The sequence below is a fragment of the Streptomyces sp. NPDC017890 genome, assembly GCF_044328675.1.
GTDB lineage: Bacteria > Actinomycetota > Actinomycetes > Streptomycetales > Streptomycetaceae > Streptomyces.
Window position 1 is genome coordinate 43,534 of record NZ_JBIRHU010000005.1, and the last position, 24,665, is coordinate 68,198.

Consider the following 24,665-nt stretch of genomic DNA (forward strand, 5'->3'; position numbering starts at 1 on the left):
GGCCGGGGACCGAGGGCCCAGGACGGTCTGGGACCGAATCCCGATGCAAGGGGCGCACCGGGGTTGAGACCATGACGCCCATGCTCGAAGCCACCGGTACGAACACCGCCCGAATATCCTCGCGCCGCACGCCACCCACCTGGCTGGTCGTGGCGCTCGCGTGCGCCGGACAGTTCCTGGTCGTGCTCGACGTGTCCGTCGTCAACGTCGCCCTGCCGTCGATGCGGACCGACCTCGGACTGAGCGCGCAGGGTCTGCAGTGGGTCGTCAACGCCTACGCCATCGCCTTCGCCGGGTTCATGCTGCTGGGCGGACGGGCCGGGGACCTCTACGGGCGCAAACGGATGTTCCTGGTCGGGCTCGGACTGTTCACGCTGGCCTCGCTGGGCGGCGGACTCGCCCAGGAGGGCTGGCAGTTGCTGCTCGCACGGGCCGTGCAGGGACTGGGTGCGGCGGTACTCGCCCCCTCGACGCTCACGATCCTGACCGCCGCGGTGCCGGAGGGAGCCGCGCGGGCCCGGGCGATCGCGACCTGGACCGCCGTGGGCGCGGGAGGCGGTGCGGCGGGAGGCCTGGTCGGCGGCGTCCTGGTGGACGGGCTGTCGTGGCGCTGGGTGCTCCTGATCAACGTGCCGGTGGGCGCGGTGGTGCTGGCGGGCGCCGTGTACTGGCTGACCGAGAGCCGGGCGGGGGAGCGGCGGCGCCTCGACCTGCCGGGCGCGCTGCTGGTCACCGCCGGGCTGGCCACCCTGGCCTACGGCATCTCGCAGAGCGAGTCCTCCGGGTGGGCGGCGGCCGCCACGCTGGTGCCGCTGTTCGCCGGGCTCGCGCTGCTCGCGCTGTTCCTCCTCGTCGAGGCGCGGACGGCGGCGCCGCTGATGCCGCTGGGGCTGCTGCGGCTGCGGTCGGTGGCGTCGGCGAACGTGGCCATGCTGGTGTCCGGCTCGTCGATGTTCTCGATGTGGTTCTTCATGACCCTGTACGCGCAGAACGTACTGGGCTACTCCCCGCTGGAGGCGGGACTCGCCCTGGTGCCCAGCTCGCTGGCGGTGGTCCTCGGCTCGAAGGCGGCACCGCGGTTCATGCCGCTGATCGGGGCGCGGAACGTGGCCGTGCTGGGCACGCTCGTGGCGGCGGTCGGCTTCGGCTGGCAGTCGACGATGACCGCGGACGGGGGCTACGTCACCACGATCATGATCCCCGGGGTGCTGATGATGCTGGGCGCGGGGCTGGCGGCGACTCCGCTGGCGTCGCTGGCCATCTCCGGGGCGGCCGCCGGGGACGCCGGACTGGTCTCCGGGCTGGTCAACACCTCCCGGACGATGGGCGGTTCGCTGGGACTCGCCGTGATGTCGACGATCGCGGCGGCCCGGGCCGGGGGAGAGGACGCCGGGCCCGGGGAGCTGACGGACGGGTACGCGCTGGTGTTCCGCACGGCGGCGGTGGTGCTGGCCGCCGGGGCGGTGCTGATGCGGGTGTGGCTGCCGCCGGGGGAGCGGACGAAGCGCGGGGCGCGGGAGTAGCCGCGGCTGGGACCCGAGCGGCAGCGGTCGGCGGACGAAGCGCGGGGCGCGCGCGTAGGCGCGGCTGGGATCCGAGCGGTGGGGGGTGTCGGAGGCCGGCGGGACGAGTGTCATGGGTGGCCGGCGTCCCGTACGGTCATGGCTGTCCGTGCCGACGGTACCGGGACGACGGATGCCGGTACCGGACGGGACGGCGGGTGCCGGCGGTACCGGGACGACGGATGCCGGTACCGGACGGGACGGCGGGTGCCGGCGGTACCGGGACGACGGATGCCGGTACCGGACGGGACGGAGGGGGCGGCGGTACCGGGACGACGGGTGCCGGTACCGGACGGGACGACTGCCGTGCGTACCGGGGTGACAGGAGAGCCATGCCCATCGACGCAGCCCAGGCGCTCGCCGCCGCGCCCCGCGTCCGCGAGATCGCCTGGGACCACAAGGACGTCCAGCTCTACCACCTCGGCATCGGCGCCGGCCTGCCCGCCACCGACCCCCGCGAGCTGCGCTACACCCTGGAGTCCCGGCTGCACGTCCTGCCGAGCTTCGCCACCGTCGCGGGCGGCGGCCCGCCCGGCGTGATCCGGGCGCTGTCCATGCCCGGTGTCGACGTCGACCTCACCCGCGTCCTGCACGGCGGGCAGTACCTGCGCCCGCACCGGCCCGTTCCGGTGCGGGGCCGGGCGCGCGCCGCCTCGCGCGTCGTCGCCGCGTACGACAAGGGCACGGCGGCCGTCCTGGTCCTGCGGACCGAGGTCACCGACGCGGACGGACCGCTGTGGACCGACGAGGCCGAGATCTTCGTACGAGGGGAAGGCGGCTGGGGCGGTGAACGGGGGCCGTCCGGACGCCCGGCGCCGCCACCCGCCACGGCACCGGACCACGTGGCCGAGCGCCCCGTACGCGAGGACCAGGCCCTGCTCTACCGGCTCTCCGGCGACTGGAACCCCCTGCACGCCGACCCGGAGTTCGCCGCGCGCGCCGGCTTCGGCCGGCCCGTCCTGCACGGGCTGTGCACCTACGGGAGCACGCTCAAGTCGGTCGTCGACACGCTGCTGGACGGTGACGTGACCCGGGTGCGCGAGTACCGCACGCGGTTCGTCGGCGTCGTGTATCCGGGGGAGAGGCTGCGGGTGCGTATGTGGCGGTCCGCCGCCTCGGCGCCGGCGGACGGCGGCACGGTGCGGGTGGCGGTGGGCGCCGTGGAACGGGACGACGCGCCGGTCCTCGCCGACACCGTCGTCCGGTTCGGACGACGACCGGATGACGACGCCGGATGACGACGACCGGATGACGACGACCGGATGACGACACCGTATGACGACAACCGGATGACGACAACGGCCCCGCCCGTCACAGTGACGAACGGGGCCGGAGCCGCTTGCTGCTTCCTGCTTCGTGTGTCTCGCTCCTGGCGTGCCGTCAGGCCGCCGCTGAGTCGGCCTCTTCGGCCGGCTTGCGGTGGCGGCCCCGCGGAGCCGCCGCCCCGTCCTGACTGGAGACCGGTCCTCGGTGCCGGCCGTGGCCGGTGTCGGTCTCGCGAACGTCGGCACCGTCGGCCTGCATCGGCTGGGTCGTGCTGGCGTCGTTCATCGGAAGGAATTCACCCCGTTAACATGATCTTTCCTACAGCCGGGCGAGTGTAACCAACACACCTCGGCCCGAATCCAGGCGACCACGCCAACCGGCACTACTTCGTTACAAGCCGTGCCAGCGGGGCCTGTTGCAGGGGTACGGGGCGCGTCGACGTGGACGCCGGGGCGCCTGATCCGCCCGCTTCCTCCGGATCGCCCGGAGTCATATCCTCCGTATTCTCCGCACCCCGCGCACCCTCCGTATCCCGCGCACCTTCCGCGCCCCGCGTCCGCTCCGCGCCCTCCGGGTCCCCTGCCCGCCCGCCGCCCGCGTCGTGTGCGGTCAGCCGCGCCACACCGCACGGCGACTGCGGGGTGGCGCACGGCAGGCGCAGTTCCCCGTCCGCGGTCCACAGCCCGGCGCCCGTCAGCCATCCCTCGGGGGCCGGCAGGTGACGCACCCGTCGCTCGGCGGGCCGCCACACCCCCACCCAGCTGCCGAACGCGCCGTCCAGGCGCAGCGCCACCGCGCAGCGCTCCGGCGTGAGCGCCTGGCCGGGCTGAATCGCGAACGGCGTGACGACGCAGTCCGGCAGCCGCAGGCACTCCGGGAAGCGGACCGGCAGTGTGCTGCCCAGCACCCCCCAGCCGAGCCTCTCGTGCCCCGGCGAGGGCGCGTCCGAGCGGATCAGCGCCAGCCCGCTGTCCGGGTCGGCCAGCAGTATCCGGTCGTCGCTGTCCGCGGCGATCTGCAGCAGCGGGGACACCTCGCCGCCCCGCTCCAGGTCCACCACGACCGCCTTGGTGCGCCCGTCGGACTCCCGGTCCACGGCCAGTATCCGGCCCGTGCGGTCCAGCCAGGCCCCGCCCGAGCACCGGCCGGGGATCTCGGCGGCCCGCTCAGGCCCGAAGAGGCCGCCGGCGACCTGCCACAGCACCGTCGTACGCGGGCCGACCGCGAGGGCGTATGCCCGCTCGCCGTCCGGGGCCGGCGGCAGCAGCCGCAGCGCGGTGGTGTCCGACGGGCACTCGACCGCGCCGAGCGGCAGCTCGCCGGTGCCGGGCCCGGTCGGGTACAGCAGCGAGAAAACGTGCCGTCCGGCCGCGACGCGGTGGACCAGGACCCGTCCGTCACCCATCGGCTGCACCTCGGTGCCGGGCTCCTCCGGCTGATTGCCGGGCAGCGGCACCGCGTACGGTTCGGGGCCGTCCAGGGTCCAGCGCTCCGGGTACCAGGAGTCTCCGCTCAGGGTGAGGCGCGCGGCGTAGGCGCCCTGAGCGGTGATGCTGCAGGCCGCCCGCGGGGGGCCGCCGTTCCCGGGGTTCGCCGAAGGCTCGATTGCACAGACCGTCATCGTTCGGTCACCTCCAGCGACGAAGCTAGTTTCGTACGCACGGCCGGGGGACCGGCGACAGTCCCCATCACACATACGTGTGGCACAGGAACGATTCGCCTGAGAGAAGGGCGGCGCGTGTGCTGCGCAGGAGCGGTGCGACCGCGGGGGCACGCTGCGGGTACAGCGGCACAGAACCTCCAGGTAGCCTTGCATCCGTGCCCCGTCTGTCAGAAGTCATCGCCGCGCTGGACAACCTGTGGCCCGCCGAGCGGGCCGAGTCCTGGGACGCGGTCGGCACCGTCGTGGGCGATCCCGGCCAGGAGGTCTCCCGGGTCCTGTTCGCCGTCGACCCGGTCCGGAGCATCGTCGACGAGGCGGTCAAGCTGGGCGCCGACCTGCTCGTCACCCATCACCCGCTGTATCTGCGGGGGACGACGACGGTCGCGGCGTCCACCTTCAAGGGCCGCGTGGTGCACACGCTCATCAAGAACGACATCGCGCTGCACGTCGCCCACACCAACGCCGACACCGCCGACCCGGGCGTCTCCGACGCACTGGCCGGCGCCCTCGACCTGCGCGTCGTACGGCCCCTGGTGCCCGACCCGGCCGACCCGGACGGACGTCGGGGCCTCGGCAGGGTGTGCGAGCTGGAGCACCCGCTGACCGTCCGCGAGCTCGCCGCCCGTGCCGCCGAGCGGCTGCCCGCCACCGCGCAGGGCATCCGCGTCGCCGGCGACCCGGACGCGACCGTCCGCACGGTCGCCGTCAGCGGCGGCTCCGGCGACAGCCTCTTCGACCACGTGCGCGCGGCCGGCGTCGACGCCTTCCTCACCGCGGACCTGCGCCACCACCCGGTGTCGGAGGCCCGCGCCCACAGTCCCCTCGCGCTGCTCGACGCGGCGCACTGGGCCACCGAGTGGCCCTGGTGCGAGCTGGCCGCCGCCCAGCTCGACGAGATCTCCGACCGCAACGGCTGGGACCTCCGGGTCCACGTCTCCAAGACGGTCACCGACCCCTGGACCGCCCACGCGGCGTCCGCCCCGACCTCCGACTCAATGGGAGCCCCCAACTGAAAGCCGCGCCCGCCGACCAGATCCGACTCCTCGATGTCCAGGGCCTCGACGTGCGGCTCCAGCAGCTCGCGCACAAGCGCCGGTCGCTGCCCGAGCACGCCGAGATCGAGTCGCTGACCAAGGACCTCACGCAGCTGCGCGACCTGCTCGTGGCCGCGCAGACCGAGGAGAGCGACTGCGCCCGCGAGCAGACCAAGGCCGAGCAGGACGTGGACCAGGTGCGCCAGCGCGCCACCCGCGACCAGCAGCGCCTTGACTCGGGCGCCGTCACCTCCCCGAAGGACCTGGAGAACCTCCAGCGCGAGATCGCCTCCCTCGCCAAGCGGCAGGGCGACCTCGAGGACATCGTCCTGGAGGTGATGGAGCGCCGCGAGTCCGCGCAGGAGCGGGTCGCCGAGCTGACCGAGCGGGTCGGCGCGGTGCAGGGCAAGACCGACGACGCCGTCGCGCGCCGGGACGCCGCCGTCGAGGAGCTGGACGGCGAGGCGGCCTCGGTGACCAAGGAGCGTGAGGTCATCGCGGGCTCGGTCCCCGCGGACCTGCTGAAGGTCTACGAGAAGCTGCGCGAGCAGCAGGGCGGCGTCGGCGCGGCCAAGCTGTACCAGCGCAGCTGCCAGGGGTGCCGCCAGGAGCTGGCGATCACCGAGCTGAGCGAGATCCGCTCGGCGGCGCCCGACACGGTCGTACGCTGCGAGAACTGCCGCCGCATCCTGGTGCGCACGGCCGACTCCGGGCTGTAAGGGGCCTGTCCGGTGGCAGATCCGGTGGCGGGCCCGACGGGAGATCTCGCGGCAGGTCCGGTGGCGGGCCCGACGGGAGATCCCGCGGCGCGTCCAGTGGCGGCCCCGGCGACAGGTCCGGCGGCGGGCCCCGTGGCAGGTCCGGCGGCGGTCCCGGGGCGGGAGTTCGTCGTCGAGGCGGACGGCGGGTCGCGGGGCAACCCGGGGCCCGCGGGCTACGGAGCCGTGGTCCTGGACGCGGCGACCGGGCAGACCCTGGCCGAGGCCGCCGAGTACCTCGGGGTCGTCACGAACAACGTCGCCGAGTACCGGGGTCTGCTGGCCGGTCTGCGCGCGGCGAGGGAGCTGGACCCGGACGCGCGCGTCCACGTCCGTATGGACTCCAAGCTCGTCGTGGAGCAGATGTCGGGCCGCTGGAAGATCAAGCACCCCGACATGAAGCCGCTGGCCGCCGAGGCGGCGCGCGTCTTCCCGCCGGGTCGGGTGACGTACGAGTGGATCCCCCGCGCGAGCAACAAGCACGCCGACCGTTTGGCCAACGAGGCGATGGACGCGGGCGCCCGCGGCGAGCAGTGGTCCGCGTCCACGTCGACGGCGGAACCGGAGACGGGCGGCGCCCGGCCCGCGGCGGCCGACGCGGACGCGGAGCGAGGCGCCGCCGAGGCCGGTGGCGGTGCCGCCGCGGGCGAACGTGTCGCTCAGACGGCCCGGACGGCGGACGCCGAGACCACCGATGCGCCCCGCCCCTCCACAGCCACAGCCGCTGCCGACGTGCGGGCCGCGAAGACCGTGGCCTCGCCCGGCTGGGGACCCCCCGACATGGGCACCCCCGCCACCTTCGTCCTGCTCCGGCACGGCGAGACGCCGCTCACCCCGCAGAAGCGGTTCTCCGGAAGCGGCGGCAGCGACCCGTCCCTGTCGTCCGTCGGCCGGGAGCAGGCCGAGAAGGTCGCCGAGAGCCTCGCCCGGCGCGGCACCATCCAGGCGGTCGTGGCGTCCCCGCTGGCCCGCACCCGCGAGACGGCGGGGATCGTCGCCGCCCGCCTCGGGCTGGAGGTGACGGTCGAGGAGGGGCTGCGGGAGACCGACTTCGGTGCCTGGGAAGGGCTCACCTTCGGCGAGGTGCGCGAGCGGTATCCCGAGGACATGGACGCCTGGCTCTCCTCCCCGGACGCCGAGCCGACCGGTGGCGGCGAGAGCTTCGCGGCGACCGGCGCCAGGGTCGCCGCCACCCGCGACCGGCTGGCCGCGGCGCACGCGGGCCGCACGGTGCTGCTGGTCTCCCACGTGACGCCGATCAAGACGTTCGTACGGCTCGCCCTGGGCGCCCCGCCCGAGTCGTTGTTCCGCATGGAACTGTCGGCGGCCTCGCTGTCCGCGGTGGCGTACTACGCGGACGGCGGCGCGAGCGTCCGGCTGTTCAACGACACGTCCCACCTGCGCTGAGCCCCGCCGCCGCACGGGCCAGCGCCTCCACGCGCCCCCAGTCACGGCCGGTCACCGCGTCCTTCGGAAGCATCCAGCTGCCCCCGACACAGCCGACGTTGGGCAGCGCCAGGTACTCCGGCGCGGAGGCCGGGCCGATACCGCCGGTCGGGCAGAAGCGGGCCTGCGGCAGCGGGGCGGCGAGCGCCTTGAGGTAGGCGGTGCCGCCGGCGGCCTCGGCCGGGAAGAACTTCATCTCCCGCACCCCGCGCTCCAGCAGCGCCACCACCTCCGACGTGGTCGACACCCCCGGCAGGAACGGCACCCCGGACGCCCGCATCGCCGCCAGCAGCGCGTCCGTCCACCCCGGGCTGACCAGGAACCGCGCCCCGGCCGCCACGACCTCCCCGACCTGCTCCGGCGTGATGACCGTACCCGCGCCGACCACCGCGCCCGGCACCTCGCCGGCGATCGCGCGGATCGCGTCGAGCGCGACCGGTGTCCGCAGCGTCACCTCGATCGCGGGCAGCCCGCCGGCGACGAGCGCCCGGGCGAGCGGCACGGCGTCGGCGAGGTCGTCGACGACCACGACGGGCACGACGGGCGCGAGATCCAGCACCGACGGCGTCGAGGCGTGGGGGGAGGAGGGCAGCGGAGAGGTCATGCCCTCATCGTGCCGCCGCGAAGCATCCTGTGCAATCGCCGTTGCGATATGTGCAACGGGTGGGCGAAGGGTGATCTGGTGGCCGACTCAGTGGATCTCCGCCACCAGCACGTCCAGAGACCACGGCTTGCCCGATTTCGCCGGAGCCTCGGCCTCCACCTCGTACCCCAGGTCCCGCAGCGCCTCCACCAGCTCCGCGGGCCCGTCGGGCGCGCTCGCGGACGTCAGCAGACTCCGTACGATCCGCCCCTTGGTCGCCTTGTTGAAGTGGCTGACCACCTTCCGGGTCGGCGCGTGCAGCACCCGCACGGTCGCCGTCCGCCCGGCCACCTCCCCCTTCGGCTTCCACGCCGCCGCGTACGCCGACGAGCGCAGGTCCAGCACCAGCCCGTCCCCGGCCGCCTCGGGCAGCACCTCGGCCATCGGCGCACGCCAGTACGCGCCCAGCGCCCCGAGCCCGGGGAGCTTCACGCCCATCGAGCACCGGTAGGAGGGAATCCGGTCGGTCACCCGCACCGCGCCCCACAGCCCGGAGAACACCAGCAGCGAACGGGCGGCCCGCTTCCTGGCGGCCGGGTCCAGCGAGGCCAGGTCCAGGGCGTCGTACAGCACGCCGGTGTAGATCTCCCCGGCCGGACGCGCCCCCGCCGTCCGCAGCTCCGTGTTCTTCGCGACCTCGCCGCGCAGCCCCTCGCTCAGTCCGAGCACCTCGCGCGCCTTCTCCTCGTCACCGGCGCACAGCTCGACCAGTTCGCCGAGGACGGTCTCCCGGGCCGGGGTCAGGCCCGGAAGGGACAGCGACTCCGGCTTCAGCGGGGCGCCGCGGCCGGACGCGGCCTTCCCCTCCGACGGGGGCAGCAGGACAAGCACACGTACTCCTTCACTCGGAGCCCCGGGACTCCACCACTCCAGGGCTCCTGGTCAGGGTACGGCGTGCCCCTCCCGCGCCCGCTCGACGGCCCGTACGAGCCCCCCGACGTCGTCGGCGTGGCAGCGCACGACACGGACCTCGCGCCGCCGGCCGAAGAGGGTGACGTGGGGGACGGGCTCGGCGAGTTCGATGGTGACGGAGGTCTGCGCACCCACGGCGAGATCGAGCTCACCGTCCGCCCGCTTGGTCATGGCCCGCGTCTCGCGCCGCACGGAGGTGATCCGCCCCAGCGGTATCCGCACGTCCACGTGCGCGGCCCGGCGGATCCGCAGCGTGCCGGCGTCCGGGTCCAGCACGTGCGGACGGACGACGGACGCGGCGTGCAGCCCGACCACGAGGACGAGGGTGTACACGTCCAGGACCAGTACCACGAGGTGCACGGTGGGCCAGTCGCGCAGCAGCAGGGACATCATCACCGTCTCGATCACGCACACGAACGTCAGCCCGAGCGTCATCGCGCCCTGCCCCCGCGTGTACCCGAAGGCGGTCCCGCCGGGCACCGTCCCCTCGGTCCGCCGGGCCGCCCACAGCAACATGCCGGCCAGCAGCCGCAGCTCGTGCCTCACCAGTGCGTACGGGACCCTCATGTCCGCCGCCCCCTCGACGCGATCTCCATGGCCTGCCGGATCGCCTCCGCCTGACCCGGCGCGAAGTCGGCGTACAGGGCACTCATGAAACCGTGGCCGGAGTCCGGTACGACGTCCTCCTCGGGCAGCAGCTCCGCGGGCAGGCAGTCGGCGAGCACCCGGGCCGCCTCCGCGACGCGCGGATCGTCGACGGCGGCGTCCGCCAGCTCGTCGAGCAGCGCGTAGGCACGGTGGGCCCGCGCCATCGCCTCCGGCGAGCCCAGGGCGCCGCGCACCGCGGCCAGCAGCCCCTCCCGGTCCTGAGGTGCCACCGTGCTCTCCAGCAGCGCCAGCATCTCCCGGTCCCGTACGGCCATGGGGGAACCGGAGACGTCCCCCATACCGGCGAAGAGCTCGGCCAGCTCCGCCGAGACCGGCCCCTCGGGCGGCAGCCCGCCCTCCGTCCCCAGCAGCGCCCGCAACCGCGTCCGGCGCTCCCGGATCGCCGCCTCCTGCCGCGCCAGATCCGCGTCCAGTTCCTCCAGCACCTCGGCCAGATCCTTCCCGGCCTCGTCCGCGAGCACGTCCCGCACCTCCGCCAGCCCGAGCCCCAGCTCGGTCAGCCGCCGGATCCGGGCGAGCACGACGACGTGCCGCAGGGTGTACGTCCGATATCCGTTGGCCAGCCGTTCCGGCTCGGGCAGCAGGCCCTGGTGGTGGTAGTGCCGCACGGTCCGCGTGGTGACGCCGACGGCGTCGGCGAGTTCTCCGATTCGCATGACCCCAGTAGAGACGTTGACGTTGCGGCAGGGTCAAGCGTGGCGGGACCGGCTTCCGACGGCGGGCGTGATCGTGTGCCACGATCGAGGGAACGGTTTCCGATCTCTCGGACAGGTGATCAGCCGATGTCCCAGTCTGGCGAGCGACCGAAGGAGGGGCGTGACATGACTGCCATGGCCCATGAGCCGCTGACGCAGGCGGATGTCCTGCTGGAGGGCTTCCTCGCCCTGGACACGCCGGAGGGCTTCCGGGCCGAGCTGATCGAGGGGGAGATCGTTGTGACGCCGCCGCCGGACGGGGATCACGAGGACTACATCGGGCTGATCGTGAGCCAGGTGATCAGGAAGTCGCGGACCGACATGCAGTTCTCCGGGAACAAGGGCCTGAAGCTCAGGGGCGGACTCGACTGTCCGATGGACCACGTCATCCCCGACGGCACTTTCGCGCCTACGGGACTACGTCTGTATCGCGGCGCGGATCCCTGGATGCCCTGTCATGGCGTCGCCATGGTCCTGGAGGTGACGTCCAGCAAGCCCCATGCCGACCGCGAGGCCAAGCGCCGCTGCTACGCCGGTGGCGGCATTCCCCTCTACCTGCTGGTCGACCGACAGGCGTCCTCGATCACGCTCTTCAGCACCCCGGAAAGGATCGACCACCGAGACGACTACCGAGAGCACCGCACCCGTCCCCTCGGCAAGCCGCTCACCCTCCCCGCCCCCTTCGCCTTCGAACTGGACACCGCGGACTTCCTCTGATCCCGTTGGGGCAGGGGGTGGGGGAAGGTGCACGCACGTGAACAGGCGCGGTGGACGAGGGCCAGGCTGGGGACGGACGGCCCGCCCCTCGATCTCCTGACCGCCCGCTTCGACCGCCACGTCTACGCCCCGCACGCCCACGACGAGTTCACGGTCGGCGTCACCGTCGGCGGCCTGGAGGTCATCGCCTACCGGGGCGGGCACATCCACTCGGGCCCCGGCTCCATCGTCGTCCTGGAACCCGGCGAGATGCACACCGGCGGCCCGGCGGCCCCCGACGGCTACTCGTACCGGGCCATGTACGCGGCCCCGTCCCTCCTGGCCGACGGCACACGCGCCGCCGCCCTCCCGCACTTCCGCGAACCCGTCCTCGACGACCCGGAACTGGCCGCGGCCCTCCGCGCCGCGCACACGGACCTGACCCGCTGCCCCGACCCCCTGGAGGCCGAGTCCCGCCTCCCCTGGCTGCTCACCGCCCTGGCCCGCCGCCACTCCACGGCCCGCGCGGCCGACGACACCGTCCCCGGTGCCGGCCGCGTCGCCCGCGTCGTACGCGACCGCCTCGCCGACGAACTCCTCGCCCCGCCGTCCCTGGCAACGCTCGCCACCGAACTCGGCCTCTCCCGCTACCAGCTCCTGCGCGCCTTCCGGGCGACGACGGGGATACCGCCGTACGCCTGGCTCGCCCAGCACCGGGTGGCCAGGGCGCGCGGGCTCCTGGACGCGGGCCTGCGCCCCGCCGAGGTCGCGGCACTGGTGGGCTTCGCCGACCAGGCGCACCTGACCCGCTGGTTCCGCCGCGTCCTGGGCGTGACCCCGGCGGTGTACCGCAACAGCGTTCAAGACGGCACGGCCTGACCCGGCCGAGACTCGCCGCATGACTGCACGCGGCTGGTTCCTGTTCTCCCTGATGGGAGTGGTCTGGGGCATCCCCTACCTGATGATCAAGGTGGCGGTGGACGAGGTGTCCCCGTCGGGAGTGGTGTTCACGCGGTGCGCGCTGGGCGCCGCCGTCCTGCTCCCCTTCGCCCTGCGCAAGGGGGGCCTGTCCGGCACCGTACGACGCCACTGGAGGCCCCTCCTCGCCTTCGCCGTCATCGAGATCATCGGCCCCTGGTGGACCCTGACCGACGCCGAACGCCACCTGTCCAGCTCCACCGCGGGCCTGCTGATCGCGGGCGTACCGATCGTCGGAGTCCTCCTGGCCCGATTCTTCGGCGACACCGAACACCTCGGCGTACGGCGCCTGACCGGCCTCGGCCTCGGGCTGGCCGGCGTGGGCGTCCTCACCGTCCCGCACCTGGCCGGCGGCGACGCCCGCTCCCTCGCCGAGGTCCTGCTGACGGTACTGGGCTACGCCACGGCCCCCCTGATCGCCGCCCGCCACCTGAAGGACGTACCGTCCCTCCACCTCACCGCGTCCTGCCTCACCCTCGCGGCCCTGGTCCACGCCCCCGCCGCCGTCCTGTCCCGTCCCGACACCCTCCCCTCCACCGAGGTGCTCGCCGCCCTCGCGGGCCTGGGCGTGATCTGCACGGCCGTGGCCTTCGTCGCCTTCCTGGAGCTGATCAAGGAGGCCGGCCCGATCCGCGCGTCGGTCATCACGTACGTCAACCCGGCGATCGCGGTCGCGGCCGGCGCGGTCTTCCTGGACGAGTCCCTGACCCCCGGCATCATCGCCGCCTTCGCCCTGATCCTCACGGGCTCGGTCCTGGCCACGGCGGCCACGGGAGCCGGCCGGCCCGCACGCCCGGTACCATGGTCGACACGGCAGACGAGCCGGGCGGGCGGCCGCGTGGAGTCCCTCACGGGACTTCCCGAGGAACGTCCGGGCTCCACAGGGCAGGGTGATGGCTAACGGCCACCCGGGGTGACCCGCGGGACAGTGCCACAGAAAGCAGACCGCCGGAGGCTTCGGCCTCAGGTAAGGGTGAAACGGTGGTGTAAGAGACCACCAGTGCCCAGGGCGACCTGGGCAGCTAGGTAAACCCCACCCGGAGCAAGGTCAAAAGGAGACACCCCGGTGTCTCTGCGCGGACGTTCGAGGGCTGCCCGCCCGAGTCCGCGGGTAGACCGCACGAGGCCGGTGGCAACGCCGGTCCTAGATGGATGGCCGTCGCCGGCGGGCCCGCGAGGACCCGCCGGAACAGAACCCGGCGTACAGCCCGACTCGTCTGCCGCCACCTGCGGCCATGCCCCGGAAAGGGCTTCTCCGACCGGTACTTCGCTCGGCCGTCACCGAAGAATCCGGGCATGCCCGAGCGCCGTACCCGTCACCCCCGCCCCGCTCCCGATGCGGGAGTGTCAGAAGACGATTTCCGGACCGACGGCGTGCCCTCAGGGGTGGTGTACACACAGGTACCGAAGTCGCTCCACCCCGACTGGACTTCGTCCCACTCGCCGTGGCTGTAGTAGCTGGTGCCGGCCTCGCTCAGGGTCACACCGCCGTTCTTCTGTCGGCCGGTGTACTGCTCGTAGCCGCCGTCCCCGGCGGACTGGAACACGTGGAGCTCGGCGCGCCCGTCCTGGTCCTCGTCGGTCGCACGCACCGCGGCGACGAAAAACGGGACCTGAACGCGGATGGTGCCGCTCCGGCTGCCGCTCAGGTCCCGGGCGAGCGGTCCGTAGCGCACCTCGTGCACGAGCAGGTTGGAACGGGGACTGTCCCCGGTGTCCTCCTGGCTGTGGAACAACGCCAGATCGAGATAGCCGTCGCCGTCGAAGTCGCCGAACGTGCCCCGGGTCTCCAGGTCCGGCGTCAGCAGGCCCCGGGCCTTCTGCCAAACGCCGAGAGCCTCGCCGACACCGACCTCGACACGGTCGTCGGCCCGGCTGAAGAGGACGGATGCCTTTCCTGAGCGGTCGGGGTCGCTTATCTCGTCCAGGCGCCCGTCCGCGTCCACGTCGGCGGTCAGGCCGGTGTTGCCGGTGTCGGTGCACACCACCGTCGGTGCGTGATCACCGGGCTCGGGCCCGGAACCGACGAAGAGCACTGTGGCGACCGCGCCCAGAGCGGCTCCCGCGCCGATGACGAGCCACCTTCGCCGGCGTGTGTACGGCCGTCTCGGCAGGGCGGTGAACACGCTGCTGACACTGCCCTGTCGAGGACCCACCGGTTCCGCCATGGCGGGATTCTAGTGATCCGCTGATCTGCGCCAGTGGTTGACCGTCAGCAGTCGCGCGCCTTCTGACTGCGGACGCGTCGGGCGGCATCGGGCCAGGCTCTCGCACTGCGGGCGCGCACGCCGGCGAACACGGCGTCGCCCGCGGTGCTGCTCACCAGGTCCGGCGCCACCGTCTCGATGACCGTCGTGCCGGGATCCCGCCTCTTGTCACCCGGTGAAGGGGGTGCCTCCGTACTGGTCGTCGAGGAGGGGAAGCGTCACGTTGACGCGCAAGAAGAAGGTGGGCCGGTTGCGCGGGTCGTGACCGTCGGCAGCGGTGAGCGCGGAGCCACTGCTGCCCAGCCACAGCCCGGTGATCAGGTCCGTCAGGTAATGCTCCAGGCCGATGGCGCTGTGGCGGATCTCCGAGTGCCCGACGACGAACGAACCACGGCCGCCGGCCTTTCCGGCTTCGTGAGCGGCAAGAAACTTGGCAGGTACGACCCGGATCTCGCCGCTGCCGGCGATGAGCCAGTAGGCGGCAGTCGCACTCTGGTCGAGCAGCGTGGTGAGTTGAGGTGATTCGATCTTCCAGGAATCGCGGGGCGGTGCGCTGGGGATCAGCGCTTGTGCCTTCTTGACCTGTACGAGGTCACCGACCCGTGCGGCCATCCGGCCGGGGGCGGTGATCTCGAGGATGATGCCCACGTCGGCGCCGTTCCGTTGCTCGGCATGCTTCGTCTCCTGTCGACTGGCCAGTACCACCTCCGGGGTTCCGGGCGTCAGTCGTCGTCCCGCCGTAGATGTGGTGGACAGGTGCTCCTCCAGCATCCGCAGCAGAGTCGCGGTCAGCGGCTCCTCGTCCTGCGCGCCCGCCCGGGCCACGAACGCCGTGAAATCCCGAACCGCCGCGGACACCCCACCGCGTATGAGGTCCTCCAGTTCACAGCTGGACAGCCAGGTCGACGAAGGATGTTCCAGAGGCCTCGGGAACACGTGGCGACGAGCATCGACGGACTGCGAGAGCGCGTTCAGCAACTTCTCTTCGATCGGGCTGCTGCCCCTGGCAAGGGCAGTGATGCCTGCGGCTCGCTTCCGGACCGAGGGGATCTCACTGCGTGTGCTTCGCTTCAGCGCGGCCTTCACGCAGGGGCGTGTCTCTGCCAGCGACAACGTCACGATCACGTCGAGGTCGTTCAGCTGATCACCGACGGCGAACAACCAGTCGAGTGATGCCGCCCAGGCCCGGGGCCGGCGGCTTGCCAGCTCCTGCACGTCGGCGCGCAGACCGGCCGTCGCCACCGTCGACCTTTCCGACATGAGGAGGGCAACGAGATACCACAGCTCCGCTTCAGCGCTGTTCGTGTGCCGCTGGAATTTCTCCAGTACGGTCCTCGCCCCCCGGTCGAACCTGGACAGCTCGTCGCGAGCGCGGGCATCACCCACGATCACGGCGGTCAGGACCGGGAGCGTCGTCGCGAATCTCTCCGGGTGCCTCAGATGCGCCGCCCAGTCGACGAGGCTCGACGAGCGACGTCTGTACGGGAGGCGAGCGAACAGCTCGGACTCGCCCGCCAGCCGAAGCACGTGCCGCTCAACCACGCGGGCGTGCTTATCCACCAGGCCCTCCAGTCCCATGGCCAGTCCGATTCCCTCGGCCTCCCGGGACCGTTCGACGAGGGCGTCCAGACAACACCGAGGGCAACCGTCCTCGAAGTCGGTGCTGCTGTAGATGGTGTGACGGGAGTGGTCCATGCGGGCGACGGTAGCCGACGACGAGGGCCCGAGGGCGGTGATGGAAGCGGCATCCGTCTGCCGTGGCCGACGGCTTGGCGGAAGTGTGCCGGGCCCGCTCCCAGTACTCCGGCAGCGGGCATTGATCTTTGCTGTCGAAACATTCGGTCGGTCGTCTGGTGATTTCCGAGCAACGCACCGCATGAGTTTTTGGCGGACGGTTTGCTCTGTCCATACAGGGCGTGTGGCCTGCTATTACTGTCGTTCTTTGAGTGGCGAGGCGGGGACGAAGGTTTCGAAACTTCTACCGAAACCGTTGACGCTTGACGAGTGCAGGCCAACACTGGCGCCGTTGTCCCACCCCCACGAGAGGAAGCACTCGCCATGAACGTGCTCGTCCGACCCGGGCGCCGCAGAAGCGGCCCCGTCACCCTGCTCGTCCGAAGTGCCTGGGCCTTCGCGCTGGCCGCCCTGGCCGCGCTGATGCTGCCCGGCACCGCCCACGCCGGCACGGTCGTCACGACCAACCAGGAGGGCACCAACAACGGCTACTACTACTCGTTCTGGACCGACAGCCAGGGCACCGTCTCCATGGACATGGGGTCAGGGGGCCAGTACAGCACCTCGTGGCGCAACACCGGCAACTTCGTCGCGGGCAAGGGCTGGAGCAACGGCGGACGCAGGACCGTGCAGTACTCGGGCACGTTCAACCCGTCCGGCAACGCGTACCTGACCCTCTACGGGTGGACGTCGAACCCGCTCGTCGAGTACTACATCGTCGACAACTGGGGCACCTACCGGCCCACGGGCGAGTTCAAGGGCACCGTGACCACCGACGGCGGCACCTACGACATCTACAAGACGACCCGTCACAACGCGCCCTCCGTCGAAGGCACCCGCACCTTCGACCAGTACTGGAGCGTGCGGCAGGCCAAGCGCACCGGTGGCACCATCACCACCGGCAACCACTTCGACGCGTGGTCGCGGGCCGGTATGCCGCTGGGCAACTTCAGCTACTACATGATCATGGCGACCGAGGGGTACCAGAGCAGCGGCAGCTCCAACATCACGGTCGGTGGCACGGGCTCCGGCGGTGGTGGCGGCGGGGGTGGCGGTGGCGGTGGCTGTTCCGCCACGCTGTCCGCCGGACAGAAGTGGGACGACCGGTACAACCTCAACGTGTCGGTCAGCGGGGCGAGTGACTGGACCGTGACGATGAACGTGCCGTCCCCGGCGAAGGTCCTGTCCACCTGGAACGTCAACGCCAGTTATCCCAGCGCGCAGACGCTGACCGCCAAGTCGAACGGCAGCGGCGGCAACTGGGGCGCGACCATCCAGGCCAACGGCAACTGGACCTGGCCCTCGGTCTCGTGCAGCGCGGGCTGAGAACACCGGACACGAGGAGAGGAGGACCCACTCGTATGCGCACCAGACCACGCCCGTCCTTGCGTTCCCTCGTCACCGGGGTGACCGTCGCCACGCTGGCCGCCGCGGGCACCGTCGCCGCCGACGCCGCCCCCGCGCGGGCCGCCGCCTGCAACGGCTACGTCGGGCTCACCTTCGACGACGGCCCCTCCGGCAACACCCAGGCCCTGCTCAACGCGCTCCGGCAGAACGGGCTGCGGGCCACCATGTTCAACCAGGGCCAGTACGCGGCCCAGAACCCGTCGCTGGTACGGGCCCAGATCGACGCCGGCATGTGGGTCGCCAACCACAGTTACACCCACCCGCACATGACCCAGCTGAGCCAGTCGCAGATGGACTCGGAGATCTCCCGGACCCAGCAGGCCATCGCGAACGCGGGCGGCGGCACACCGAAGCTGTTCCGCCCGCCGTACGGCGAGACCAACGCCACGCTGCGGGCGGTCGAGGCCAAGTACGGGCTGACCGAGGTGATCTGGGACGTCGACTCGCAGGACTGGAACAACGCCAGTACCGACGCGATCGTGCAGGCCGCCTCCCGGCTGGGCAACGGCCAGGTCATCCTCATGCACGACTGGCCCGCCAACACGCTCGCGGCCGTTCCGCGCATCGCGCAGACACTGGCGAGCAAGGGGCTGTGCTCCGGCATGATCTCGCCGCAGACCGGCCGCGCGGTCGCCCCCGACGGCGGCAGCGGGGGCGGAGGCGGTGGTGGCGGTGGTGGTGGCTGCACCGCCACGCTGTCCGCCGGGCAGCGGTGGGGGGACCGGTACAACCTCAACGTGTCGGTCAGCGGGGCGAGTGACTGGACCGTGACGATGAACGTGCCGTCCCCGGCGAAGGTCCTGTCCACCTGGAACGTCAACGCCAGTTATCCCAGCGCGCAGACGCTGACCGCCAAGTCGAACGGCAGCGGCGGCAACTGGGGCGCGACCATCCAGGCCAACGGCAACTGGAGCTGGCCGACGGTCTCCTGCAGTACGGGCTGAACCGAGCACGTGGTGCGGCACGGCGGTCCCGGCCGCCGTGCCGCACGAGCGTCCGCCGGCCCCAGAAGGACGTGCACGCCCCGAGGCGCTGGGATGCGTTCACGCCTGTTCGAAGGGGGACCGACACGGCGAAGCTGAACCAGATCCCCAGGGGCCCGGGAGCCGGATACGACTCCCGGGCTCCGCCACGTCCGCGATCGGGCCGGGCTCCGCCACGTCCGCGACGGGCCGGGCTCAGGCTTCCAGTGACCGCTCCGCCACCCGCGCCAGGTGCCGCGCGAACACCTCCCGTGCCTGAGGCGTCAGCGTCCGCAGCGTCACCAGCGCCGTGATCACGACATCGCACAGCTCCGCCTCGACGTCCTCCCACGTGTGACTGACGCCCTTGCGCGGGTTCTGGCCGGTCGCGCCGATCACCGCCTCGGCGACCTCGCCGACCTCCTCGGACAGCTTCAGCATGCGCAGCAGAAGGCCCTCCCTGCCGCCGACGGTCTGGTCCGTCTCCAGCCACCTCCACAGGTCGTCGATGGTGCCCCAGAGGTCCTCGGGCGCGCTGCCGTGATCGTCGTCGTCCATGCGCGGCAGCCTGCCACGGGTGACGCGACGAGCGGTACGTGACCGCCCCGTCAGTCGAACAGCGGTTCCTGCTGCTGTTCCGCCGCTTTCCGTACCCGTCTGTTGCGTGCCCCCACGATCACCGTCGTGGCCGCGGCCGTCGCCGCGAACGCCGCCGGGACCATCCAGTTCCGGTTGACGGTGTGGCCGAGCGCGTGGTCCAGGGAGAGGCGGCCCGGGCCCGTGACCGCGAGGCCGACGGCCGTCAGGCCGAGCGACGCCGCGTACTCGTAGCCGCCGGCCTGGGCGAAGAAGCCGTTCGGGGCGTGCACCGCCGCGGCGCCCGCCATCGCGCCGGCCGCCGCCGCACCCGCGGCCGGGGTGGCCAGGCCCAGCGCCAGCAGCGCCCCGCCGCCGGCCTCGGCGAGGCCCGCCGCGGTGGCGCTGGCCCGGCCCGGCGCGTAGCCCATGGCCTCCATGGCCTGGCCGGTGCCCTCGATCCCGCCGCCGCCGAACCAGCCGAGCAGCTTCTGCGCGCCGTGCGCGGCCAGGACGCCGCCGGTACCCAGCCGGAGCAGCAGCAGCCCCAGGTCACGCCGGTCAAAACAGTTCACGTCGACTCCCTCGTATCCCACGTATCCCGCGCAGACAGTGGCGGCTCTCCTCCCCACCGTCGCCCGCCCGCGCCGCGAGGGCCCGCCGCGGACGTCGTTCGGGTGGCGGGTCGACGGGCGGATCGGTGGGCGGGCCGACGGGCGGAGCGGTGGGGCGGGCCGACGGGCGAACGGTCGGTGGGCCGGGTGGCCGGTCGGGTGGCGAGGGGGCGGAGGCGGTGTGACGCTGGCCGGCATGACCATTCAGACCACGCGACTCAGCGACCCGGCCGTCCGCGCCTTCGTCGCCGCCGTCAACGCCCACGACCGCGAGGCCTTCCTCGCGCTGCTCGCGCCGGACGCCACCATGGCCGACGACGGGGACGACCGGGACCTCGCCCAGTGGATCGACCAGGAGATCTTCTCCTCCCACGGTCACATGGAGGTCGACAACGAGTCGAACGGCGGCCGCGCCCTCATCGCCCGCTACAGCAACGACACCTGGGGCGAGATGCGTACGCGGTGGAGCTTCACCGTGGGTGACGACGGGCGGATCGCGCGGTTCGAGACCGGGCAGGCGTAACCGGCGCAGGGAGGCGTCGGACCGGCCCGGCCCTTGCCTTCGTGTGCGCTTCAACTCCTAGCGTCCCCGGGCATGGAGACCACCAACGGCACCACCAGAACCCTCGGCCGCAGCGGCATCGAGGTCAGCGCGCTCGGTTTCGGCTGCTGGGCGATCGGCGGGGAGTGGCAGGACGCCGCGGGGCAGCCGCTCGGCTGGGGCCGCGTCGACGACGACGAGTCCGTACGGGCCCTGAGGCGCGCCCTCGATCTCGGCGTCACCTTCTTCGACACGGCGGACGTCTACGGAGCCGGCCACAGCGAACGCCTGCTGGGCCGCGCCCTCGGCCGGCGGCGGGACGACGTGGTCGTCGCCACCAAGTGGGGCAACGTCTTCGACGCGGACACCCGCACCCTCACCGGCGCCGACGACTCACCGGCGTACGCCCGCCGGGCGCTCACCGCGTCGCTGGAGCGCCTGGGCACCGACCACGTCGACCTCTACCAGCTGCACCTCGCCGACGCCGACCCGGAACGCGCGGCGGAACTGCGCGACGCCTGCGAGGAGTTCGTACGGGAGGGGCTCGTGCGCGCGTACGCCTGGAGTACGGACGACCCCGGGCGCGCCGCCGTGTTCGCGGCCGGTGAGCACTGCGCGGCCGTGCAGCACCGGGCCAACGTGCTCCAGGACGCGCCCGGGATGATCGCCCTGTGCGAGGCGTCGGGGCTGGCGAGCGTCAACCGCAGTCCGCTCGCCATGGGGCTGCTCAGCGGCAGGCACGCGGGCCGCCGGGCCCTGGAGGCCGGGGACATCCGCAGCAGGCCGCCCGCCTGGCTGCCGGGATTCCAGGACGGGACGGGCGCCGACCCGCGGTGGCTGGCGCGGGTCGAGGCGCTCAGGGACGTCCTCACCGCGGACGGCCGTACGCCCGCGCAGGGCGCCCTGGCCTGGCTGTGGGCCCGCAGCCCGCTCACCGTGCCGATACCCGGATTCCGTTCCGTCGCGCAGGCCGAGGAGAACGCGGGCGCGCTGGAGAAGGGGCCGCTCGGCGCGGAGCAGATGGCGGACGTGGACCGGATTTTGGGGCGCTGACACAGGGGGTGATCTACGCGGCAGCCGTTCCGTCCACCGGTGCGTATCCCGCGGTCGCACGCGGGATCCACCCCCACCCGGTGTGACGGAACGGCTGCCGCCTCCCCCCTCGGAAGGGCCTGCGGGGCTGCCGAAGACCGATATTCCAAGTGTGAAGCTCTCGTGAAGGAGAGTTGATCGTACGTCCGTCACCGGCCGCAATACAGCGGACTCAGGAATTCCGATTGTGTGAATCGAGGCGGGGTGAGGCGGGGCGGTGCGGGGTGAGGTGAGGTCCTCAGCCCCGCCCCACGTACGGCATCGCCGTCGCCATGACCGTCGCGAACTGCACGTTCGCCTCGGGCGGCAGCTCCGCCATGTGCCGCACCGTGCGCGCCACGTCGGCGACGTCCATCACGGGCTCGGGTGCCGTCTCCCCGTTGGCCTGGAGCGCGCCCGTCTGCATGCCGGCCGTCATGTCGGTCGCCGCGTTGCCGATGTCGATCTGGCCGACCGCGATGCCGTAGGGCCGGCCGTCCAGCGACAGGGACTTGGTCAGGCCCGTCAGCGCGTGCTTGGTCGCCGTGTACGCCACCGAGTGCGGGCGCGGTGTGTGGGCCGAGATCGAGCCGTTGTTGATGATCCGGCCGCCCCGCGGATCCTGCTCCTTCATCTGCCGGTACGCCGCCTGCGCGCACAGGAACGCTCCGTGGAGGTTGGTGTCCACCACGTGCCGCCACGCGTCGTAGGGCAGCTCCTCGACCGGCACGCCGCCCGGGCCGAACGTCCCGGCGTTGTTGAACAGCAGGTCCAGGCGCCCGAAGCGGTCGCGCACGGCGTCGAACAGGGCCGCCACGTCCCCGGGTTGTGACACGTCGGCGCGTACGGTGAGCGCCGTGCTGCCCGCGGGCGCCAGTGCGGCCGTCTCCTCCAGGGTCCCGGGGCGCCGCCCGGCCAGGGCCACCGACCAGCCCGCGGCCAGCAGTTCGACGGCGACCGCCCGGCCGATGCCGGAGCCGGCGCCCGTGACGACGGCCACGCGCTGCGCCCTGCCCGTGCCGGCCTGTTCCTTGTCGGTGGTTCTCACGGTGTTCATGAGTCGGCAGCGTACGGGGGGCGGAACATACGGATCTCACCCTTCCGGCATGCGGTCGCCATGTCCGCGCCAAGGACGTGCCGTTCCCGGCCCTTCGAATGCCCCTTGCAACCACCGCAAGGGGAGGAACGGATGACGCACGCGAACCACCAGGCGCAGGCGCAGGCGCAGTCCCAGCTCCAGTCCCGGCCCCCGCACGCGCCCGAACTCCGCGCCGCCGCCCGGAAACTGGGCCGCCGCCGCTTCCTGACCGTGACCGGCGCCGCCGCCGCGCTCGCCTTCGCCGTGAACCTGCCGGCCGCGGGCACCGCGAGCGCCGCCGAACTCGACGCGGCGCGGCTCACCGACGACCCCTTCACACTCGGCGTCGCCTCCGGCGACCCGTAGCCCGGCTCCGTCCTGCTGTGGACGCGCCTGGCCCCCGTCCCGTACCAGGCCGACAGCGGACTGCCCGCCGAACGCGTCACCGTCGACTGGGAACTGGCCCTCGACGAACGGTTCCGCCGCGTCGTCAGACGGGGCAGGGCCACCGCCCACCCCGAGTTCCACCACGCCGTCCACGTCGAGGTCGGCCACCTCGCCCCCGGCCACGTCTACTACTACCGCTTCCGCGCCGGCCGCTGGATCAGCCCGGCCGGCCGCACCCGCACCGCGCCCGCCGGCCGCAGCATCTCCATGGACTCCTGGGACGGCTACCCGGCCTCCCCCGAGCGGGTGCCGGCGGGCGCGCAGGCCGCCGGTGTCGAGAACCTGATGGTCCTCACCGGCGACGTGCACGTGCACTACGGCTTCGACATCAAACGCGACTTCGACGACCCCGGCTCCCGGACCCTGGGCACCGAGATCGTCACCACCTCCGTCACGAGCGGTCGCGACGGCTCCCGGAAGCCGTCCAACCGGGACACGCTCATGGCCGCCAACCCGCACCTGAGGTTCTTCGACGGGCGGCGCGGCTACACGACGGTGTCGCTCGGCCGGGAGCTGGCGCGCGCCGACTTCAAGACGGTGTCCCACGTGACCACCGAGGGTGCGCCGCTCACGACCGCCGCGTCGTTCGTGACGGAGGTGGGGGAGCAGGGACTCAAGCCGGCGTGACGACCGGCGCGTCCGTTTCCCCCGGGTAGCGGACGCCGACGCGTTCCCGGATCGCGTCGAGCGTCCGCATCACGGCCAGGGTGCCGTCGAGCGGGACCAGCGGGGACTCGGTCTCACCGGCACGCAGGGCGCGCATCACCTCCCGGGCCTCGTGCTGGAGGCTGTCCCGGGTGCCGTCGGCCGGGTCGGCGCGGAACTCCTCCGGCTCCTGGCCGTCCCGGTGCAGTACGAAGTGGTCCGGGAAGAAGAAGCCGTACGGGACGTCGATACGGCCCTTGGAGCCCGTGATCGAGGCGGAGTTGGGCGTACCGCCGGTGATGGAGCAGTGCACCGAAGCGAGAGCGCCGCTCTCGTAGGAGAGCAGGGCACCCGTCTGGAGATCGACGCCCTCCTCCGAGAGCACTGCTCGCGCCGCGATGTCCGACGGCTCACCGAGCAGCAGCTGCGCGAACGACACCGGGTACACGCCCAGGTCGAGCAGCGCGCCGCCGCCCTGCGCCGGGTCCCGCAGCCGGTGCGCGGGCGGGAAGGGTCCCGCCAGCCCGAAGTCCGCCTGCAGGCTGCGGACCTCGCCGATCGCACCGTCGTCGACCAGTGTCTTCAGCCGCCGCACCATCGGGTTGCAGTACATCCACATCGCTTCCATCAGGAAGCTGCCGCCCCCACGGGCGAGCGCGACCAGTTCCTCCGCCTCGCGCACGTTCAGTGTGAACGGCTTCTCGCACAGCACGTTCCGCCCCGCCTCCAGGCACAGGCCGGCGGCCGCCCGGTGCGCCGAGTGCGGGGTCGCGACGTACACCACGTCGACGTCCTCGTCCCGCGCCAGTGTCTCCCAGTCGCCGTACGCCCGCGGTATCCCGAACCGCTCCGCGAACGCCTTCGCCGACGCCTCGGTCCGCGAGGCCACCGCCACGACCTCCGCGTCCGGCAGATCGACCAGATCCGCCGTGAACCTCGCCGCCATACCGCCGGTCGCCAGAATCCCCCAGCGCACCTTCTGTCCGGTCACCGCTGACACCCTGCCCCACCCTCGTTCAGGTTCGTTCAAGTCTGTTCGTTCAAGTCCGTACGAGCTGAGA

At 72.5% G+C, this 24,665-nt stretch carries 23 protein-coding genes, 1 other RNA gene and 2 pseudogenes; 14 read left to right on the forward strand and 12 right to left on the reverse strand.

From position 1 onward, the window contains the following. Positions 1–80: 80 nt before the first annotated feature. Positions 81–1,523, forward strand: coding sequence for an MFS transporter (locus ACH4F2_RS08180; RefSeq protein WP_398131877.1), 1,443 nt, complete (start codon positions 81–83; stop codon positions 1,521–1,523). A 371-nt stretch (positions 1,524–1,894) separates the two neighbouring features. Next, complete coding sequence (locus ACH4F2_RS08185) at positions 1,895–2,800, forward strand: MaoC/PaaZ C-terminal domain-containing protein (protein WP_398131878.1); 906 nt, start codon at positions 1,895–1,897, stop codon at positions 2,798–2,800. Between the two features lie 142 nt (positions 2,801–2,942). Here the strand turns inward: ACH4F2_RS08185 and ACH4F2_RS08190 are convergent, their stop codons facing one another. After that, entirely contained in the window at positions 2,943–3,113 is a 171-nt protein-coding gene (locus ACH4F2_RS08190) for a hypothetical protein (protein WP_398131879.1), read from the reverse strand. A gap of 97 nt (positions 3,114–3,210) precedes the next feature. Then, a complete protein-coding gene (locus ACH4F2_RS08195; RefSeq protein ID WP_398131880.1) occupies positions 3,211–4,449 on the reverse strand; it encodes a hypothetical protein in 1,239 nt (412 codons plus the stop codon). Positions 4,450–4,646: 197 nt separating this feature from the next. On the opposite strand from ACH4F2_RS08195, the gene ACH4F2_RS08200 reads away from it, so the two are divergent. The 3 genes from ACH4F2_RS08200 (at position 4,647) to ACH4F2_RS08210 (ending at position 7,690) form a co-directional block, all read left to right on the forward strand. Next, positions 4,647–5,504, forward strand: a complete 858-nt coding sequence (locus ACH4F2_RS08200; protein ID WP_398131881.1) for a Nif3-like dinuclear metal center hexameric protein — start codon at positions 4,647–4,649, stop codon at positions 5,502–5,504. After that, entirely contained in the window at positions 5,501–6,244 is a 744-nt protein-coding gene (locus ACH4F2_RS08205; protein WP_398132095.1) for a zinc ribbon domain-containing protein, read from the forward strand. The genes ACH4F2_RS08200 and ACH4F2_RS08205 overlap by 4 nt, the downstream gene beginning before the upstream one ends. A gap of 132 nt (positions 6,245–6,376) precedes the next feature. Beyond that, positions 6,377–7,690, forward strand: a complete 1,314-nt coding sequence (locus ACH4F2_RS08210) for a bifunctional RNase H/acid phosphatase (protein WP_398131882.1) — start codon at positions 6,377–6,379, stop codon at positions 7,688–7,690. On the opposite strand, the gene eda is transcribed toward ACH4F2_RS08210, so the two are convergent. From eda to ACH4F2_RS08230, 4 genes are all read right to left on the reverse strand, one after another. Continuing rightward, positions 7,665–8,333: a bifunctional 4-hydroxy-2-oxoglutarate aldolase/2-dehydro-3-deoxy-phosphogluconate aldolase gene (eda, locus tag ACH4F2_RS08215; protein ID WP_398131883.1), complete on the reverse strand. Its 669-nt coding sequence runs from the start codon at positions 8,331–8,333 to the stop codon at positions 7,665–7,667. The genes ACH4F2_RS08210 and eda overlap by 26 nt on opposite strands. 87 nt (positions 8,334–8,420) lie before the next feature. Next, positions 8,421–9,203, reverse strand: coding sequence for a peroxide stress protein YaaA (gene yaaA / locus ACH4F2_RS08220; RefSeq protein ID WP_398131884.1), 783 nt, complete (start codon positions 9,201–9,203; stop codon positions 8,421–8,423). Between the two features lie 51 nt (positions 9,204–9,254). Next, a complete protein-coding gene (locus ACH4F2_RS08225; protein WP_398131885.1) occupies positions 9,255–9,851 on the reverse strand; it encodes a hypothetical protein in 597 nt (198 codons plus the stop codon). Then, positions 9,848–10,609, reverse strand: a complete 762-nt coding sequence (locus ACH4F2_RS08230) for a MerR family transcriptional regulator (RefSeq protein ID WP_398131886.1) — start codon at positions 10,607–10,609, stop codon at positions 9,848–9,850. Before ACH4F2_RS08230 ends, ACH4F2_RS08225 begins: the two co-directional genes overlap by 4 nt. Before the next feature lie 174 nt (positions 10,610–10,783). On the opposite strand from ACH4F2_RS08230, the gene ACH4F2_RS08235 reads away from it, so the two are divergent. The 4 genes and pseudogenes from ACH4F2_RS08235 to rnpB all read left to right on the forward strand — a co-directional run bounded on the left by ACH4F2_RS08235 (position 10,784) and on the right by rnpB (position 13,542). Beyond that, complete coding sequence (locus tag ACH4F2_RS08235; RefSeq protein WP_398132096.1) at positions 10,784–11,365, forward strand: Uma2 family endonuclease; 582 nt, start codon at positions 10,784–10,786, stop codon at positions 11,363–11,365. A 27-nt stretch (positions 11,366–11,392) separates the two neighbouring features. Next, complete coding sequence (locus ACH4F2_RS08240; protein WP_398131887.1) at positions 11,393–12,223, forward strand: AraC family transcriptional regulator; 831 nt, start codon at positions 11,393–11,395, stop codon at positions 12,221–12,223. A gap of 19 nt (positions 12,224–12,242) precedes the next feature. Continuing rightward, positions 12,243–13,022, forward strand: a pseudogene (locus tag ACH4F2_RS08245) (DMT family transporter); the annotation flags it as partial. A gap of 118 nt (positions 13,023–13,140) precedes the next feature. Next, an RNA gene (rnpB, locus tag ACH4F2_RS08250) (RNase P RNA component class A) lies at positions 13,141–13,542 on the forward strand. Between the two features lie 96 nt (positions 13,543–13,638). Here the strand turns inward: rnpB and ACH4F2_RS08255 are convergent. Together ACH4F2_RS08255 and ACH4F2_RS08260 are read right to left on the reverse strand one after the other, a co-directional pair. Then, positions 13,639–14,490 carry an FG-GAP repeat domain-containing protein gene (locus ACH4F2_RS08255; protein WP_398131888.1) on the reverse strand — a complete coding sequence of 284 codons (852 nt, stop codon included), beginning with the start codon at positions 14,488–14,490 and terminating at the stop codon, positions 13,639–13,641. Positions 14,491–14,697: 207 nt separating this feature from the next. Continuing rightward, a complete protein-coding gene (locus ACH4F2_RS08260; RefSeq protein WP_398131889.1) occupies positions 14,698–16,224 on the reverse strand; it encodes a hypothetical protein in 1,527 nt (508 codons plus the stop codon). A 363-nt stretch (positions 16,225–16,587) separates the two neighbouring features. On the opposite strand from ACH4F2_RS08260, the gene ACH4F2_RS08265 reads away from it, so the two are divergent. Then, the gene (locus ACH4F2_RS08265; protein WP_398131890.1) at positions 16,588–17,589 is read left to right on the forward strand and encodes a glycoside hydrolase family 11 protein; all 1,002 of its coding nucleotides are present in this window, start codon (positions 16,588–16,590) and stop codon (positions 17,587–17,589) included. Between the two features lie 35 nt (positions 17,590–17,624). Continuing rightward, positions 17,625–18,614 (forward strand): polysaccharide deacetylase family protein, encoded by a 990-nt coding sequence (locus ACH4F2_RS08270; RefSeq protein ID WP_398131891.1) that lies wholly within the window; start codon positions 17,625–17,627, stop codon positions 18,612–18,614. Positions 18,615–18,848: 234 nt separating this feature from the next. Here the strand turns inward: ACH4F2_RS08270 and ACH4F2_RS08275 are convergent, their stop codons facing one another. Both ACH4F2_RS08275 and ACH4F2_RS08280 read right to left on the reverse strand, forming a co-directional pair. Then, positions 18,849–19,190, reverse strand: a complete 342-nt coding sequence (locus tag ACH4F2_RS08275; RefSeq protein ID WP_398131892.1) for a MazG-like family protein — start codon at positions 19,188–19,190, stop codon at positions 18,849–18,851. Between the two features lie 50 nt (positions 19,191–19,240). After that, a complete protein-coding gene (locus ACH4F2_RS08280; RefSeq protein ID WP_398131893.1) occupies positions 19,241–19,783 on the reverse strand; it encodes a DoxX family protein in 543 nt (180 codons plus the stop codon). 235 nt (positions 19,784–20,018) lie between these two features. Between ACH4F2_RS08280 and ACH4F2_RS08285 the strand changes: the two genes are divergently transcribed. Both ACH4F2_RS08285 and ACH4F2_RS08290 read left to right on the forward strand, forming a co-directional pair. Further along, entirely contained in the window at positions 20,019–20,345 is a 327-nt protein-coding gene (locus tag ACH4F2_RS08285) for a nuclear transport factor 2 family protein (protein WP_398131894.1), read from the forward strand. Positions 20,346–20,417: 72 nt separating this feature from the next. Continuing rightward, the gene (locus ACH4F2_RS08290) at positions 20,418–21,416 is read left to right on the forward strand and encodes an aldo/keto reductase (RefSeq protein WP_398131895.1); all 999 of its coding nucleotides are present in this window, start codon (positions 20,418–20,420) and stop codon (positions 21,414–21,416) included. Between the two features lie 277 nt (positions 21,417–21,693). Here ACH4F2_RS08290 and ACH4F2_RS08295 read toward each other — a convergent pair whose 3' ends face one another. Next, complete coding sequence (locus tag ACH4F2_RS08295) at positions 21,694–22,491, reverse strand: SDR family oxidoreductase (protein WP_398131896.1); 798 nt, start codon at positions 22,489–22,491, stop codon at positions 21,694–21,696. A gap of 132 nt (positions 22,492–22,623) precedes the next feature. Here ACH4F2_RS08295 and ACH4F2_RS08300 point away from each other — a divergent pair. After that, positions 22,624–23,586 (forward strand): annotated as a pseudogene (locus tag ACH4F2_RS08300) (PhoD-like phosphatase N-terminal domain-containing protein). Here ACH4F2_RS08300 and ACH4F2_RS08305 read toward each other — a convergent pair. Beyond that, positions 23,573–24,595 carry a Gfo/Idh/MocA family protein gene (locus ACH4F2_RS08305; protein WP_398131897.1) on the reverse strand — a complete coding sequence of 341 codons (1,023 nt, stop codon included), beginning with the start codon at positions 24,593–24,595 and terminating at the stop codon, positions 23,573–23,575. The pseudogene ACH4F2_RS08300 and the gene ACH4F2_RS08305 sit on opposite strands and share 14 nt — an antisense overlap. Positions 24,596–24,665 lie beyond the last annotated feature (70 nt).

Bases quoted from the DNA above. Each gene is read 5' to 3' on its own strand.
- ACH4F2_RS08230 (WP_398131886.1), bottom strand. From the start codon at position 10,609: ATGCGAATCGGAGAACTCGCCGACGCCGTCGGCGTCACCACGCGGACC.
- eda (WP_398131883.1), bottom strand. From the start codon at position 8,333: ATGACCTCTCCGCTGCCCTCCTCCCCCCACGCCTCGACGCCGTCGGTG.
- ACH4F2_RS08295 (WP_398131896.1), bottom strand. From the start codon at position 22,491: ATGAACACCGTGAGAACCACCGACAAGGAACAGGCCGGCACGGGCAGG.
- ACH4F2_RS08225 (WP_398131885.1), bottom strand. From the start codon at position 9,851: ATGAGGGTCCCGTACGCACTGGTGAGGCACGAGCTGCGGCTGCTGGCC.
- ACH4F2_RS08290 (WP_398131895.1), top strand. From the start codon at position 20,418: ATGGAGACCACCAACGGCACCACCAGAACCCTCGGCCGCAGCGGCATC.
- ACH4F2_RS08265 (WP_398131890.1), top strand. From the start codon at position 16,588: ATGAACGTGCTCGTCCGACCCGGGCGCCGCAGAAGCGGCCCCGTCACC.
- ACH4F2_RS08255 (WP_398131888.1), bottom strand. From the start codon at position 14,490: ATGGCGGAACCGGTGGGTCCTCGACAGGGCAGTGTCAGCAGCGTGTTC.
- ACH4F2_RS08275 (WP_398131892.1), bottom strand. From the start codon at position 19,190: ATGGACGACGACGATCACGGCAGCGCGCCCGAGGACCTCTGGGGCACC.
- ACH4F2_RS08185 (WP_398131878.1), top strand. From the start codon at position 1,895: ATGCCCATCGACGCAGCCCAGGCGCTCGCCGCCGCGCCCCGCGTCCGC.
- ACH4F2_RS08285 (WP_398131894.1), top strand. From the start codon at position 20,019: ATGACCATTCAGACCACGCGACTCAGCGACCCGGCCGTCCGCGCCTTC.
- ACH4F2_RS08235 (WP_398132096.1), top strand. From the start codon at position 10,784: ATGGCCCATGAGCCGCTGACGCAGGCGGATGTCCTGCTGGAGGGCTTC.
- ACH4F2_RS08270 (WP_398131891.1), top strand. From the start codon at position 17,625: ATGCGCACCAGACCACGCCCGTCCTTGCGTTCCCTCGTCACCGGGGTG.
- ACH4F2_RS08180 (WP_398131877.1), top strand. From the start codon at position 81: ATGCTCGAAGCCACCGGTACGAACACCGCCCGAATATCCTCGCGCCGC.
- ACH4F2_RS08195 (WP_398131880.1), bottom strand. From the start codon at position 4,449: ATGACGGTCTGTGCAATCGAGCCTTCGGCGAACCCCGGGAACGGCGGC.
- ACH4F2_RS08260 (WP_398131889.1), bottom strand. From the start codon at position 16,224: ATGGACCACTCCCGTCACACCATCTACAGCAGCACCGACTTCGAGGAC.
- ACH4F2_RS08190 (WP_398131879.1), bottom strand. From the start codon at position 3,113: ATGAACGACGCCAGCACGACCCAGCCGATGCAGGCCGACGGTGCCGAC.